Annotated in this window: 11 protein-coding genes; 9 read left to right on the top strand and 2 right to left on the bottom strand. The window is 34.8% G+C overall.

Annotated features, from left to right (window positions below; genetic code table 11):
* Positions 1-446 precede the first annotated feature (446 nt).
* The 5 genes from F6K18_RS15515 (at position 447) to F6K18_RS15495 (ending at position 6,859) form a co-directional block, all read left to right on the top strand.
* The gene (locus F6K18_RS15515) at positions 447-1,523 is read left to right on the top strand and encodes a spermidine/putrescine ABC transporter substrate-binding protein (protein ID WP_287522030.1); all 1,077 of its coding nucleotides are present in this window, start codon (positions 447-449) and stop codon (positions 1,521-1,523) included.
* A 552-nt stretch (positions 1,524-2,075) separates the two neighbouring features.
* Positions 2,076-2,753 carry a patatin-like phospholipase family protein gene (locus F6K18_RS15510; RefSeq protein WP_287522029.1) on the top strand — a complete coding sequence of 226 codons (678 nt, stop codon included), beginning with the start codon at positions 2,076-2,078 and terminating at the stop codon, positions 2,751-2,753.
* A 949-nt stretch (positions 2,754-3,702) separates the two neighbouring features.
* Positions 3,703-4,842, top strand: coding sequence for an ABC transporter ATP-binding protein (locus tag F6K18_RS15505; RefSeq protein ID WP_287522027.1), 1,140 nt, complete (start codon positions 3,703-3,705; stop codon positions 4,840-4,842).
* A 302-nt stretch (positions 4,843-5,144) separates the two neighbouring features.
* The gene (locus F6K18_RS15500; RefSeq protein ID WP_287522026.1) at positions 5,145-5,711 is read left to right on the top strand and encodes a phycobiliprotein lyase; all 567 of its coding nucleotides are present in this window, start codon (positions 5,145-5,147) and stop codon (positions 5,709-5,711) included.
* Positions 5,708-6,859 carry an extracellular solute-binding protein gene (locus F6K18_RS15495; protein WP_287522025.1) on the top strand — a complete coding sequence of 384 codons (1,152 nt, stop codon included), beginning with the start codon at positions 5,708-5,710 and terminating at the stop codon, positions 6,857-6,859. Before F6K18_RS15500 ends, F6K18_RS15495 begins: the two co-directional genes overlap by 4 nt.
* 728 nt (positions 6,860-7,587) lie before the next feature.
* Here the strand turns inward: F6K18_RS15495 and F6K18_RS15490 are convergent.
* Entirely contained in the window at positions 7,588-8,115 is a 528-nt protein-coding gene (locus F6K18_RS15490; protein ID WP_287522023.1) for a hypothetical protein, read from the bottom strand.
* A 669-nt stretch (positions 8,116-8,784) separates the two neighbouring features.
* Entirely contained in the window at positions 8,785-9,927 is a 1,143-nt protein-coding gene (gene dprA, locus F6K18_RS15485) for a DNA-processing protein DprA (RefSeq protein ID WP_287522021.1), read from the bottom strand.
* A gap of 619 nt (positions 9,928-10,546) precedes the next feature.
* On the opposite strand from dprA, the gene F6K18_RS15480 reads away from it, so the two are divergent.
* The 4 genes from F6K18_RS15480 to F6K18_RS15465 all read left to right on the top strand — a co-directional run bounded on the left by F6K18_RS15480 (position 10,547) and on the right by F6K18_RS15465 (position 15,372).
* On the top strand, positions 10,547-11,158 hold the full coding sequence (locus F6K18_RS15480) for a vWA domain-containing protein (RefSeq protein ID WP_287522019.1): 612 nt from the start codon (positions 10,547-10,549) through the stop codon (positions 11,156-11,158).
* Between the two features lie 93 nt (positions 11,159-11,251).
* Positions 11,252-11,623, top strand: coding sequence for a hypothetical protein (locus tag F6K18_RS15475; RefSeq protein ID WP_287522017.1), 372 nt, complete (start codon positions 11,252-11,254; stop codon positions 11,621-11,623).
* 668 nt (positions 11,624-12,291) lie between these two features.
* On the top strand, positions 12,292-14,163 hold the full coding sequence (locus F6K18_RS15470; protein ID WP_287522016.1) for an alpha-amylase family glycosyl hydrolase: 1,872 nt from the start codon (positions 12,292-12,294) through the stop codon (positions 14,161-14,163).
* Between the two features lie 318 nt (positions 14,164-14,481).
* Positions 14,482-15,372, top strand: coding sequence for a cytochrome P450 (locus tag F6K18_RS15465; RefSeq protein ID WP_287522015.1), 891 nt, complete (start codon positions 14,482-14,484; stop codon positions 15,370-15,372).
* Positions 15,373-15,525 lie beyond the last annotated feature (153 nt).

The following is a 15,525-nucleotide window of genomic DNA, read 5'->3' as shown; positions in this document are numbered from 1 at the left end:
ATGCTATATCTACTTTGATGTTAATAGCTTCTTTGATGTTGGTAATATCTGCCCTTTTTGTTGAGGAATTAGGGAATCAAAAAAACACCTAATATTCAATCCGGTTGAATACTTATTATATCAGATGGGGAGGTAGGGATATGGGGAGATGGGGGGATGGGGAGATTTAATATTAAAGTGTGGATAGAATTATCAACATCTACTGTATAATACCAATTCTCAAACATAATGTTATACTTCCGATGCAACTTCAGTTATTAAGTAATAATAGTGGTTCAATAATTTTTGTAAGGATTATTGGCATTAAGCCAAAATATCTTATGTTTTTGAACCCTACTCTCTACCCCCTACTTCCTACTCCCTAGTCTCAAGGATATGTAGCAAGAATGCCTGAGATTTGGTATAACCGGATTCTATATAAAATGATTAAATAAATATCTGTAAATATGAAAAAACTGATGACTTTTCTGCTGCTATTTACTATGGCTGTAATTTTGCCAATTGGTTGTAGTAATAATAGTCCTAATACTTCAGGAATTAACAATAATAACGTCCTGAGCATTTATAATTGGTCAACATATATTGCTCCTGAAGTAATTACTGAATTTGAAAATAAATTTAATGTCAAAATTAAATACGACACTTACGAAAGTAATGAAGACCTCTATGCCAAAATCAAGCCAGGAAATCCTGGCTATGATGTAGCTTTTCCGGCTGATTATATGGTAAAAATTCTGGTAGCTGAAGGATTGCTAGAAGAACTAAATCAGGAAAATATTCCTAATATTAAAAATCTCAATGAAAAATTTATTAATCCTCCTTACGACCCTGGAAATAAATATAGTATGGCTTACCAATGGGGCACAATGGGAATAGGCTATAACATCAAAGCTACTGAAGGTGAAATTAATAGTTGGTCAACTATGTTTGACCCTAAATTTAAAGGCAGAATTGCTCTATTAGATGATATGCGAAGTAGCTTTGCAATTGCCTTAATTTCCCTTGGTTATGACCCCAATACAACTAACCCTAAAGAAATTAATGAAGCTAGAGATTTTCTGATTAAAAATAAAGAAGCGATCGCTGCTTTTGCACCCGACACAGGTCAAAACTTATTAGACCAAGGAGAAGTAGATTTAACCTGTGAATGGAGTGGAGATATTTTCCAAATTATGAAAGAAAATCCCAACCTTCGTTACGCTATTCCCAAAGAAGGAAGTATTCTCTTAACTGATAATATGGTTATTCTTAAAGGAAGTAGAAATAAAGAACTAGCAGAAAAATTTATTAACTTTATTTTAGAACCAGAAATAGGGGCAAAAATTTCCAATTTCATTAAGTACGCAACCCCAAATCAAACAGCAAAAGATTTAGGTTTAATCGAAGCTGCCGATTTGAATAATCCTGCAATTTATCCCCCACCAGAATTATTTGCAAAACTTGATTATATTCAAGATGTTGGTCAAGCCACAATTCTATATGATGAAGCTTGGACAGAAGTTAAATTAGGAGTTGGTGCTTAGTAATTTTTAGCTCAACTTTAGAGAGAGATTTATATTAAGCAGGGAATAGGGAACAGGGAACAGGGAACAGGGAACAGTAGGAAAAACATTTCCCTGTCTAAAAATTATGTAAGCATTTCCTCCGGAATGCTGCGCAAACAGCAGTCAGCTATCAGCTATCAGCTTTATTACCTTTAAAGAAGAAAAAAGCAATTTTATCAAAGCTTCAGAGTACGAATCTCTAGGTTAAGAATGTAGTAGAAATTAAACGAATACTTGCTTTATTCATTAAAAGTCTGTTTGTGCAACATGGCCTAAGAATAGCTGACCGCTAATAGCTGAATGCTTACAAAATTATTATCAAAATAATTGGATCTAAAACCCCGCTTTTTAAGGCGAAATATTTTTGGAGGGAGGCTTAAATCCCCGTTACAAAAATAACTTCAGTAGGAGCGAATGGCCATTCGCTCCTACTGACTTCTGACTTCTGACTTCGTTAACAATCTATGTCCTAACCTATCTATTAGACTTGAGGAAATTAGTGAAATAAACTTATTAATTGTAGCTTACAATATGTTTTTGGAATCTCCGACTATTTTTGTAAATTATCATCCGGAAATACCTAAACAGACGATTTGGTATGACAATCTCCCTCTGTGGGAAATTTGTGCTAGTTCTTCATCAGCTCCTACTTATTTTCCAGCTTATGAATTGAAAAATGGAGATTTGAGTCTACCACATATAGATGGAGGAATAGCAGCAAATAATCCCACATTAGTAGCAATAACCCATGCAATTAAACTAGGTCATAAACTAGAAGATATTTCGATAATTTCTATTGGCACAGGTGAAACTAGCCAGCCATATAGTTATAAGCAAATAGTAGAATGGGGGCTAGCTGAATGGGCAATCAAACTAATTAATATATTGATGAATTCTCAGTCTTCAGCTAATAGCCTTGTAGCAGAACAAATTATGTCTACAAAGAATCCTGAAGGTTACTTACGTTTACAGTTTGAATTAAATAATATTTTTCAGCAAGGAACAACTGAGAAAAAGGTAATTAACTCTTATATAAATGAAAAAGTAAGTGAAGCAATAGATGATGCTAGAAAACCTCAAATTAATCAATTAATCAGAGTTACAGAAGCATTTATTGAGCAAAGTAAAGTTCCTTATGTAGACTTAGAAAATCAAGTAAATTATCCCTTAGTTAAAGAAGCGATCGCTCGTTTTATTAATATTAATTAGTAAATGATAAATCTGTAGATATTTGGTCTAGATAAAACTAACTTCTGTAGGTAGAGCGAACAAAAAAAATTGGTAGTGGTGCATAGTAATAGTAAAGGGAGTAGAGGAACAAGGGACAACTGGAGTGGAAAAAACTGTGAGTAGAAAAGAAACCAAAATACATCCTCTTTCTTTTAATTGGAGCTGAAGTAATAACAGCTGACATTATTAGGTAATTTGTCCTTAGTTCAATCAATACCATTACCCTTGCAGGACTGCCAAAATATTATACAGTATCATTTTAAATGCTTGAAAAATATCAGACTTTCTGAAAATATTAATTGGCATTTATTGGCTGGCCAAAATAGGGATAATCCCTTATATATATTTCTATATATGTTTCAATGGTTATACAATTTTCAAAAAAGAATGTTACGAATTATTTGGGTAATTACAAAGACTTTACAGAATAATTAAGGTAAAAATCCTCTCCTTTAAAGGAGAAACAAGCGGTCGATCTTCGCAGCTTCCCGAAGGGTGGGATGGCAAGGAGACCCGCTCTTGCAGAGCCGCTCCGCTAACGCCATATCCAATCGACCAAGAGAGAAAAATTTTTCCTTTCAGTCAATCCTCTTCTTTTCAACAGGGTCATTTCATTCTAGATTTTGGCAATGAATTTATTGATTTTCAGACGGCGAAAGATAAATTTCCTAGAGCTTGAAATAACGTGGTTTTGTCAATACATAAACTGGCACACTTTAGAATGAAATAGCCCTGTCTTTTCAAGGAGAGGTAATTATTAATTATTAATTATTAATTGTTGAAAATAGATGTCCCTTTGACTATAAAGAAAAGATAAGTTCCGATCTAAAAAATAAGATCGAAGCCATTTATTCTGACTCCTGACTCCTAAGAAACAACCTACCTATTTGTAGTAAATATTTATCAAACTGGAATTAATCATAATAATATGCTATCTCAGACCGTCAAACTCATCAACATTTCCAAAGTATTCAAAAGTCAAAATCAAAAAAAATTTATCGCTGTAAATAACATCAATCTCCAGATAGAAAAATCAGAATTTTTTTCCATACTCGGTCCTTCTGGGTGTGGTAAAACTACGACATTAAGAATGATAGCTGGTTTTGAAGTGCCCACATCGGGAGAAATTTATATTCAAGGCAAACTAATGGGAAATAGTCCGCCATTTCATCGCCCAGTCAATACAGTTTTTCAAAATTATGCTTTATTTCCCCATCTCACAGTGGCAGAAAACATTGCCTTTGGATTAGAAATGGAAAATATTTCGCGCCCAGAAATAAATCGTCGGGTAACTGATACTTTAACTCAAGTAAAATTAACAGATATGGAAAAGCGTTATCCCCGACAATTATCTGGTGGGCAACAACAAAGAGTCGCCTTAGCAAGAGCATTAATTAAACAACCAGCAGTGCTATTATTTGATGAACCTTTGGGTGCTTTAGACTTGAAATTACGCAAAGAAATGCAGTTAGAATTAAAGCAAATGCAGCAAAGATTAGGCATTACATTTATCTATGTTACTCACGACCAAGAAGAAGCTTTAACAATGTCTGACCGGATAGCAGTTATGCACCAAGGAGAAGTTTTACAAGTGGGAACTCCGGTGGAGATTTATGAACAACCAAAAACTAGTTTTGTGGCTGAGTTTATCGGGGAAAGTAACTTTTTAACTGGGCGAATAACTGCACATCAAGAGGATAAAAGTTTGGTGTTAGTAGATGAAGATTTGCCTTTATTAATACCCTCTGTTAATCATCTGCCAATAGATACAATTATTACCTTAGTTGTCAGACCGGAAAAAATAGGAATTTACCCATCAACTTATACAGAAGAAGCAGATTTTTCAGCGATAGTAGAAAATATTGTTTATATTGGTACGGATACTCGTTATGTTGTGCGTTTAACTTACAAAACTAAGATAGTTATCCGCAGGCAAAATATTAATCGTTTTCATCTCAATCAATATGCTATTGGTGAGGCAGTTAAAGTTAATATTCCTGTGGAAAATATTAGTATGCTGGAAGAAAATTTATCAGAAAAAGAAAGGTTGAAGTTGGGAAAAAATTAGCATTTTGGTTGAAGCTTCAATGCCAAATAAGCATTTACTAAATTGCGACGATCGCCTATACTTCTCAACAAAGCTCTAAACCTTGCCCAAACTTAACTTCAGCAATTTTTTTTCACCCTTTCTCTTGTACAGCTACCCATCCACGCAAATCAACCCCTCATCTCAAACTCCACATCAACCAGATGAACATTCCGGAAACTACTAAAAAAACACGATATATTAAAAAGAGTAACAAATAAAACAAAAAACTTGACAAATCACAGTTAGTTTGATATTTATAACAACCCAGAGGATAAAATTAAATGGAATTAGGCGTAAAGAACACCACACAAACATTAGAAATTGCAGACTCAAGAGTCACTGAATATTTTCAACGCTCCGAAGGCCAATGGCATTCCGAAAGACGCTACTATACCTTACCCGAAGGAAATACCCAAGAAATAGTCAGTCATTTAACAATTAAATTTCTCGAGCTAGGAAGTCCAGAACTTATAGAATTAGCCAAACTCCATAAACTACATAACCCTGAAACAGCTATGATTTGTGGTTCATTAGTCAGTTGGCTTAGTCAAGATTCCGTATCAGGTAAGAAACAATCTGAAGGTTCAACAATATTCGGAGTTCGAGGCTTAATTTTGTATCGCGATCGCGGTTTTGCCACGAGTAACCCCATTATAGCTAAGTATCATCTATCTGACCCTAACACATTATGTCTCAGAACAGAGTACAATGGGTCTGTATTTGAGGAAGAAATTAAACAAATCGGCCATAAATACCGGACACGACAAACTATTATTTCCCGTGCGGGTGAACAAAAAATGATTGGTCAATATCTCGAAAAACGTATATTAAATAATCAGAAAAAGTGAAGCGACGGAATTTTTTAATCGGAGCTACAGCAATAACTTTAGCTGAATTTTTAGCAGGATGTGAAGGTCAGGGAGATTTAAATATTCAACTGTTAAAAAACACTATTCCTGCTCAAATGGTGTCAAAGTTTAAGAGGGAATTAACATCTCAGCCTAAATTAAACTTTAATCCTCAAGAAAATTTAACAGAATTATTTTCTCTGTTGCAAAGTTGGCAGAGAAAACTTTTATTAGAAGAGCAAAAATCATCTACAGAACAAACAAATATCAATATTGCTAATCTTGTTACTTTAGGAGATTATTGGTTAGCAAATGCTATTAAACAAGAATTAATTCAACCTCTTAATTCTGAAGCTTTACAAAATTGGAATAAATTGCCGGAAAAATGGCAAAAGTTAGTGAAGCGTAATAATCAAGGTTATGCAGACCCCCAAGGAAAAATTTGGGCAGCACCTTATCAATGGGGTACAACATTAATTGCTTATCGAGTTGATAAATTTAAAACTTTGGGATGGCAACCTACAGACTGGAGCGATCTATGGAGAGAGGAGTTACGCCATCGATTTTCTTTGTTAAATCAACCTAGAGAAGTTATTGGTTTAACTCTGAAAAAATTGGGTAAATCTTATAATGTTAAAAATCTTAGTAAAGTTGAAAATTTAAAATCGGAACTGGTTAAACTAAATCAACAAGTTAAATATTACGCTTCCAATAATTATTTACAATCTCTAATTACTGGAGATACTTGGTTAGCTGTTGGTTGGTCTAACGATATTTTACCATTGGTTAAAACACGGAAAGATATTGCTGCGGTAATACCTAAATCTGGTACAGCTTTATGGTCTAATTTATGGGTAAAACCTGCTGCTACTGTTGAGACTTCCTTAACAGAAAAATGGATTGATTTTTGTTGGGAACCTCAGATAGCAGAACAAATGTCTCTGATAACTCAGACTACCTCTCCAATTATACCAGGGATAAATCCAACTGAATTAACTTCAGAAATTAAAGATAATTCTTTGCTATTACCTCCAGAAGATATTCTAGAAAAAAGTGATTTTCTCTACCCACTGGGAGATAGTACTATTCAACAATATAGGCAATTATGGCAAGAAATTCGTCTATCTGTTGAGATGAAATCTGGTTAAATATTTTAATGACTTCTTGTAATATTAAATATAATTTTATGTTTTTGATTTTTTGTACCTATATCATTTCTGTTTGAATACTGAATAAACGAAATTTGGAGAAGATGAAAAAAGGAATAAAGGGAAAAAATGCCAAAAATGAGAGAGAGGAAAAAGTTTTTTCTGACTAATTAAGCGGACATAATATTACCGAGTAATATAATTTCTAGCATCAGTAGAGGTAAACGGCCGTTTGCCCCTAAAATTTTCACCTTATTGCTATAGCAGTCGAAGGAAAGGTTAAGACAGATAAAAAGCTTAAAACCCAGACAACGTAAGATTTTTCCTTCTTCCTTCTTCCTTCTTTCTTCTTCCTTGTGCTATAAATCCTAAATAATGCCAATACTATCGAATTTAATATTATTACTTAGGGAGCGATCGCTTGTTTACATCTGATAATTTTGACGACAAAAATAAACAAAGATATTCGTTATTACCACAACATCTATTTATCGGATTTATCTGTACATCATAGCGTACTTTTACTGTATGAATAATTGATAGTATAGCGTTTCTCAAGCTCGTGAGGTACAGTGATATTTTCGTATTTTTATTCCCTGTTCCCCGTTCCTAGATCCGGTGTTCCCTCAAACCTAAAATTTTGTACCTCGCCAGTATGGAAATTGCTATAATTCTTCTAAAAATTGTTTGAAAAATTGGGAATAAAGAAATCTAGTCATGATAAATATTCACTCTACTGTGGGAGGAAATGTAAAGCCTTTAGGTGAACGAAATAAACTTCTACCAAATCTATAATCAATTTCTACATTACAATTTAATGGAGCAGTTTCAAAGTCACAAAAATAGGCAGCAATTGGTTTTTTATTACGAGGTTCGCATACTTGTAAGTTATAGCCATATTGTCTAGCTACATTACCAAAATGGTTAATAAATTTATAACGTTCTAGGTAGCCTTTTTTATCCCAAATTAATTTTCTGACTACCAAAATTACCGAAGTATCATCGGGGTCAACAAACCAAGTATAAATAAGTTCTTCACCAAAAAAATCTTGAGTTAACCACAGACTAGGAATACTTGGTTGAGTTTGAGATAAAGGAGGTTGAGGTAATTGAGAAATTTCATTTCTAGGGCAGGTGGGAAAAATAATTTTCGGTGTGGCAGTAGCACTCAGAAGGAAGAAGGAAGAAGGAAGAAGGAAGAAATAACAAGGAAGAAGGAAGAAGGAAGAAGGAAGAAGTAAAAATTTAGTTATCATTTACGCTAAGAAATAAGAAATAACAAGGAAGAAGGAAGAGGGAAGAAGGAAGAAGTAAAAATTTAGTTATCATTTGCCCTAAGAAATAAGAAATAACAAGGAAGAAGGAAGAGGGAAAAAATTAGTAATCATTTGATATTCAACATCAAGCTTGAGTAAAAAAGGCAGAAGTTGCACAAAATATAGCAGGAAAAAGGGAACAGGGAATAGGCAACAGTGAAAAGTGTCTCAAGATAGTTACAGCAAATTTCAAGTATATGAAGTACAGATATTAACAATTAAATATTTGTAGTGCGAGCATCTTGATCGCTATGGGTGTATTTCACAAAGATGGAATCTGCTGTATAGCACTACATCTTTTGGTTAGGACAATAAATTTGGGTTGTAAGCTTAGGGCTATATCAGTCTATTTCCTAACCTATTTATCCATGGCTATAAATAATAATAAATAATATGAAATACCATGATTAATACTACAGACTATTCCCTGCTTTTCATGGTTGTTTCATAAAGATTTATATCGGCTTTACTTATGAAAATAAATCTATAGCAAGCAATATAAATCAGGACTTACGCAGAACCACCATAACTATCGTTAACGCCCCTACAGAATGAATCAAATACAGTCCGATTTTCCCTACTTTTTCCTATACCCTATTCTCTACTATATTAATTTTTTTGATAACGCATTCCTGGTAACTGAGTAACTAACCCTAATAACTCCAACTGTAATAGAGAACTAGAAACATCTGCTGGTGATAAACCTGTTGCTTGTACAACTAAATCTAAATGAATAGCTTCACTAGAAATATGTTGAAAAACCTTCGCTAAAAGAGGTTCTAAATCTGGAATAGAATCCCGACTTTTCTCCTCAAATAAAGATAATTGTTCGGAAGGTTCTACCACATCAATATCTAACGGTGGTATTGCTCCTAACATTTCTAATAACTTATCCATAGTAATCGGAATTACCTCTGCACCATGATTAATTAACTGCAAACAACCATGAGATTTTTCGTCATCTAAACGAGCAGGTAAAACATACACATCTCGACAAAATTCATTTGCCATATCTGCAGTAATTAAAGCACCCGATCTTTGGGGAGCTTCCATCACTAAAACTGCCCTACTTAATCCTGCAATAATTCTGTTACGTTGGGGAAAATGTTTAGAATTTGGTCTCGTACCTGCCGGATATTCACTCACCACCAACCCCTGTTTTATCACTTTTTCAGCAAGAGTTTTATTTTCCTTGGGATAAACTGTATCAACCCCATTACCAAAAACAGCAATTGTTCGCCCCCCTGCTTCTAAACAAGCACTATGCGCCTCAGCATCAATTCCCATAGCTAGTCCAGAAACAATAGTAAATCCACTTTTTGCCAGGGTCGAACTTATTTTCCGAGTCCAACGACGACCATATTCAGTGGGATAACGAGTACCAACTATTCCTACCGTCGGAGTAATACCTAGAATTTCTTGAGGGTCAACTATGCCTCGATAATATAGCAGAGCAGGGGGTGTAGGAATTTCTTGCAACAGACGTGGATAGTCTGGGTCTGCTGGAGTCCAGAAATCAGGATTTTTAGCCCTGTGTTCTTCTATCAGTTGTTTCGGGTCCAGACGCGATCGCTCTTCCACTACTTTCTCTATCTTCTGACGGCCCAACCCTGGCACTTGGCCTAATTCTTTGGGGCTGGCCGTCCAAGCTATTGCTAAAGTCCCGAATTGTTGTTTGAGTCGTTGTAGAGCTATTGGACCTATACCACTGATTTTGGCCCATGCCAGCCAGTAGGCACGTTCTTCTATCAATTATTTCTCCTCTTGAACAATGGTTGTTTTTCAATTTATTTTAGGGGTTCCCGCTCTACCGGCATTTATCCAAAATCTAAAAATCAATTAATTGATTTTTTCTTCAACCCTGATTGATGTTTTGTTCAACATTGGTTAAGATATAAATATACAGCAAGGAACAAGTTGCTTAGGACTTATGCGGATGATAGACCTCAGACAGGAAAAAAATTTCCCTACTGTTCCCTGTTCCCTATTCCCTGTTCCCTGCTATAAGACACAAAAGAAAGCTTTTCAACCTGACTAATTTATCTAATACCAATTTGGAAAAAGAATGTTACGAATAATCAGGGAAATTAAAAGACAAGTGCAGGAGATATCCCTTGAACTAAACGGTGCGACCCCGCGACGACGCCAGTCGCACCTGGTAGCGCACCAAGAGAAAAAGATAAATTATTCCCTAATAAATGGTATCAAAACTATTCATTCTGACTCCTGACTCCTGACTTCTGACTCCTAAGAAATAACCTAGTTATTTGTAGCAAATATTTATCAAATTGGTATAACTGGTAGCAGCTAATTTATAGGCTGAAACCGAGGGATTTTCTGTGGAAATTTTGTCAAAAATTGGATAAAAAAAATGACTAATAATATAGAAGTAGTATTCAGCTTTGATACAACAGGCAGTATGTATCCTTGCCTAACTCAAGTACGCCGAAAAATCCAAAATACAGTAACTCGATTAATGTCAGAAATTCCTGGTATTCGGATTGGAATTATTGCTCATGGAGATTATTGCGATCGCAACTCTACTTATGTAACAAAACGACTAGAATTATCCCAAAATATCGATGCTATTTGTAACTTTGTAGAAAGGGTAGGAAAGACAGGTGGTGGAGACGCGCCAGAATGTTATGAATTAGTATTGCATCAAGCTCAATCTTTTGCTTGGACTCCGAAAGCTACCAAATCTTTAGTATTAATTGGAGACGATATTCCTCATCCACCAAGTCAAAATCCTCAGAAGTTAAATTGGCGAGAAGAAGTAAATAAATTATCAGATATGGGAATTACAATTTATGGCGTACAAGCATTAAATCGTCGCCATGCCACAATGTTTTATCAAGAATTGGCAGAAAAATCTGGTGGTTTTCATATCAAGTTAGACCAGTTTGCTTATATTAATGATTTATTTTTAGCAGTTTGTTATCAACAATCTTCAGATGAAGAGCTGCAAAATTATGAGCAATAAATTTTAGATATGGGGCGGATGAATCATGGTTTAAATCAAATTTTTAATACCATGTTAAATCGAGAATAAACCAGTATTTATGAGTCAGCAGATTTGCGAGTTGTTACGCCGGGAAGGTTCCAAGTTTTAGAAGTGGATGAGAATAAACCGATTAAAAACTTTGTCCTAGAAAATGGTTTAACTTTTAACAAAGGGCGTGGTTTTTATGAATTTACGAAGACCGAAACTATTCAAGGGAAAAAAGAAATTATTTTAATGGATCGAGCAACAGGAGATTTATTTGAGGGAGAATCTGCGCGAGAAATTTTAGGTTTGCCTCATGGTACAACAGTGCGAATTAAGCCTAACAATTTGGATAAATATGTGGTGTTTGTTCAGAGTAAATCGGTGAATCGGAAATTAATTGGTGGAACTCGTTTTTTGTATGAAGTTGAAGATTGGAGTCGTTCAATAATTAATAATTAATAATTATTGAAGAAGGAGACAGGAGACAGGAGACAGGAGACAGGAGGAAAATTACATGGGGATAGTCAACGAAGGGCCGCTCCGCGTCTACGCTCCCCCAAGTAATTTTGAACACCGTGTAGACGGTGGGGTATTAAACCCACAAAGAAAATGATAATTACCTCTCCTTTAAAAGAAGAGGATTGACTAATCATGAAAATTTTTCTTTATTATCCCCTTAAAAAGGGAGGCTTTAAACCACAATTTTTCGGTAAGATAAGAAGGAAGAATTCATTAATTGATAATTGATAATTACCCCTGGTTAAAACCGTTCTTTATTGAATATAAGGAAATATTATTTCTCCTTAAAAGGGGAGGCTTTAAACCAGAATTATTTAATTATTAATTATTAGGTCAGAGGGAAGAAGTTAAGAGGATATCTGAAAAGTTGTTTAATACTGAATTTTGCCCCCCTAGCCCCCCAATTCTGGGGGGAACAAGAATCCATTAGCTGGTGAAAGTCCCCCAATTTTGGGGGATTTAGGGGGCTTTTATATAGCAAATGAGACTTCTCAGACAACCTTTTAGGGATTGAAACATCTTCGCATTCTGTTTTCGTATTAACTTCTGCTATAAAATTGGTATCAAATAATAAACCAAAATAATCTTAACCAAAGTAAGACTCAAAAATGCCAAAAGATTCTACAAATAAAACATTTAACAGTAAACATAACACCAACAACGACTTTGAATTTCTTTTCACTCGTTCCATAGAGTTTCGTCAAGAAACAATATATTTCATTATTGTAGACCGCTTTTTTGATGGAGACCCCAGGAATAATGAAGGTCCAAACCCTAAATTATATGACCCAAATAAAGAAAAATGGGGCTTATATTGGGGCGGAGATTTACAGGGAATAATTGATAAACTTGGCTATCTCAAAAATATGGGAATTACAGCTATTTGGATGACTCCTTTATTTGAACAAATAGAAGAAGAATTATTTGAAATGGCTCCCATTCATGGCTATTGGGCGAAAGATTTTAAACGACTCAATCCTCGTTTAGTAGACAAAGATGATGAGATTTCTTTAGTAAAAAATCAGGAAACAGTTTTCGACAAATTAGTAGCAGCGGCTCATGATTTAGGAATAAAAATAATCTTGGATATTGTGTGTAATCATAGTAGTCCAGATGCAGGTGGTAAAAAAGGTCAATTATTTGATGATGGAGTTTTAATCGCTGATTTTCATAACGATGTTAACGACTGGTATCACCATTATGGCGAAGTAGAAAATTGGGATGAAAAATGGCAAGTCGAAAATAGAGAATTGGCAGGATTAGCAGATTTTAATGAAAATAATTCTGACTATAGAGATTATATTAAATCAGCAATTAAATTATGGTTAGACCGTGGAGTAGATGCGCTACGAATAGATACAATTAAACATATGCCATTATGGTTTTGGCAAGAATTTTATGCTGATATTAAAAGTCATAAACCTTCAGTATTTGTGTTTGGAGAATGGATTTTTAGCGGACCTTATGATGGTGCATCTCTGGAATTTGCTAATAAGTCTGGAATGTCAATGTTAGACTTTGGTTTTTGTGTGGCAATTCGACGCGCTTTAGGAAAATGTGAACCGGGAGGATTTCATATTATTCAAGAAGTATTAGACAAAGATAATGTTTATAATAGTGCTAGTGAGCTAGTGACTTTTGTTGATAACCACGATATACCCAGGTTTCAAAATTTGAATCCAGACCCAGGAATTTTGAGATTAGCTATTAATTTAATTATGACTTCTCGTGGTATTCCCTGTATTTATTATGGTACTGAGCAATATCTTTATAATGATACAGATGGTGGGGAAGAACCTTATAATCGCCCAATTATGGAAAAATGGGATACAGATACACCAATTTATCGGGATGTTCAATTATTATCAAAAGTACGTCGAATTAATCCTGCTGTTTCTCTGGGAAGTCAGTGGCAAAAATATCTTACTGAAGATGTTTATTGTTATGTGCGACTTTACCGAGATTATCGTTGTTTTGTAGCAATTAATCGAGGTAATTCAGTAACAATAGACAGGGTAGAAACTGATTTAGAAGATGGAGAATATATTTGTATTTTAACGAGGCGTTTTTTTGAGGTAAAAGATGGCGCATTACATAATTTAGAACTGGGCGTACAAGAGATGATAGTGATTAATTATTTAGGCGATCGCGTCAAGGGAAAATTAATCGTCCGAGCGCAATTAAATGGAGTTTCAACTAATCCTGGAGAAGCAATAGTAGTAACAGGAGATTGTCCAGAATTGGGGAATTGGGATATTAGTAAAGCTTACCAGTTAGAATATATTAATTCTAATACTTGGTTTAATGAAATTCCCTTTAATGAAAGTGCAGGAAAAGTAATTGCTTATAAATATGCAATTGTTTACCGGGATGAAAATGGAAATGAAACTGAAATTCCGCAGCGAGAAAATTTAGTTTCTCGGCAATGGTTGTTAGCTGAAGAGGGTACGGTTAAGTGGCAAGATAATTGGGCCTGTTAAAAAAGTCAAAAGTCAAAAGTCAAAAGTCAAAAGTGAGATTTTATATACAGAAAACTTTGAAACTATTTGTGACATCCTTAAAATGAAATGGTATCAGAAGTCAGAAGTTATTGCGCTTTTCATTAAAATAGAATACAAATAGAATACAAAGATTTTTGCTTAAAGGCAGAAGGTTTATAATGAATATAGACTTGAAAATTTGCTTTTGTAGTAAGTAAGATTTAATTCTGAATAACCAAGCTTTTATCAAAAAATAAAAGTAATAGCTGATAGCTGATAGCTGACGGCTGAATGCTTACCTGATAACTGATAACTGAAATGACTATCACAAATACCAAATCATTATTACCTCTACCACCAGGAAACTTTGGTCTACCTTTTGTTGGTGAAACTATCAGTTTCTTAACAGATAATACATTCGCCCAAACAAGAGAAAAAAAGTACGGAAAAATCTACAAAAGTCATATTTTTGGCAGTCCCACAGTATTTTTAGCTGGAGCAGAAGCTAATAAATTTCTGTTTTCTAATGAAAATAAATACTTTACTGCTACTTGGCCAAAAAGTACCAGGATTTTATTAGGCCCTAACTCTTTAGCAGTACAACAAGGCAGCCTCCATCAACAACGGCGTAGACTATTGGCACAAACTTTTCAACCTAGAGCTTTAGCAAATTATGCTCCCACAATGGAGACTATAACTGCTAGCTATCTGGAGAAATGGGCAAAAATGGGTACGTTAACTTGGTATCCTCAAATTCGTGATTATACCTTTGATATTGCTAGTCATTTATTTATGGGTAGTGATGGGGGTTCCCAAACAAAATTAGCCAGTTTATTTGAAGAGTGGGTAAAAGGTTTATTTTCCATTCCCCTATCACTACCTTGGACAAAATTTGGAAAATCACTGCGTTGTCGGCAAAAATTACTCCAATACATTGAAGAAATTGTTTTGCAACGACAGCAACAACAAAACTTGGGTGAGGATGCCTTGGGAATACTCTTGCAAGCGCGGGATGAAGATGGAAATGCTTTACCTTTAGATGAATTGAAAGACCAAATATTATTATTGCTGTTTGCTGGTCACGAGACATTAACTTCAGCGATCGCCTCTTTCTGCCTATTAATAACTCAAAACCCCAACGTACTTACCCGCGTTCGTGAAGAACAAAAACAATTTTCTCCCACCGAACCATTAACTACAAAAGTTTGAGTTGAAGATGAGAGCCTGGGGGTTTCAACCCCTGGATGAAACATGAGCCACGGGATTGATCCCGTACTGTCCTACACAATTGTGTAGGGTTGTGTTATCATTAATCCTACTATGAGTAAATTAACTTTGACACTAAAACTACCTTTTGATCGC

Source organism: Okeania sp. SIO2C2 (genome assembly GCF_010692625.1).
Lineage (GTDB): Bacteria > Cyanobacteriota > Cyanobacteriia > Cyanobacteriales > Microcoleaceae > Okeania > Okeania hirsuta.
The sequence above is the reverse complement of the archived record's forward strand: the minus strand, read 5'-3'. Positions and strand labels throughout refer to the sequence as shown.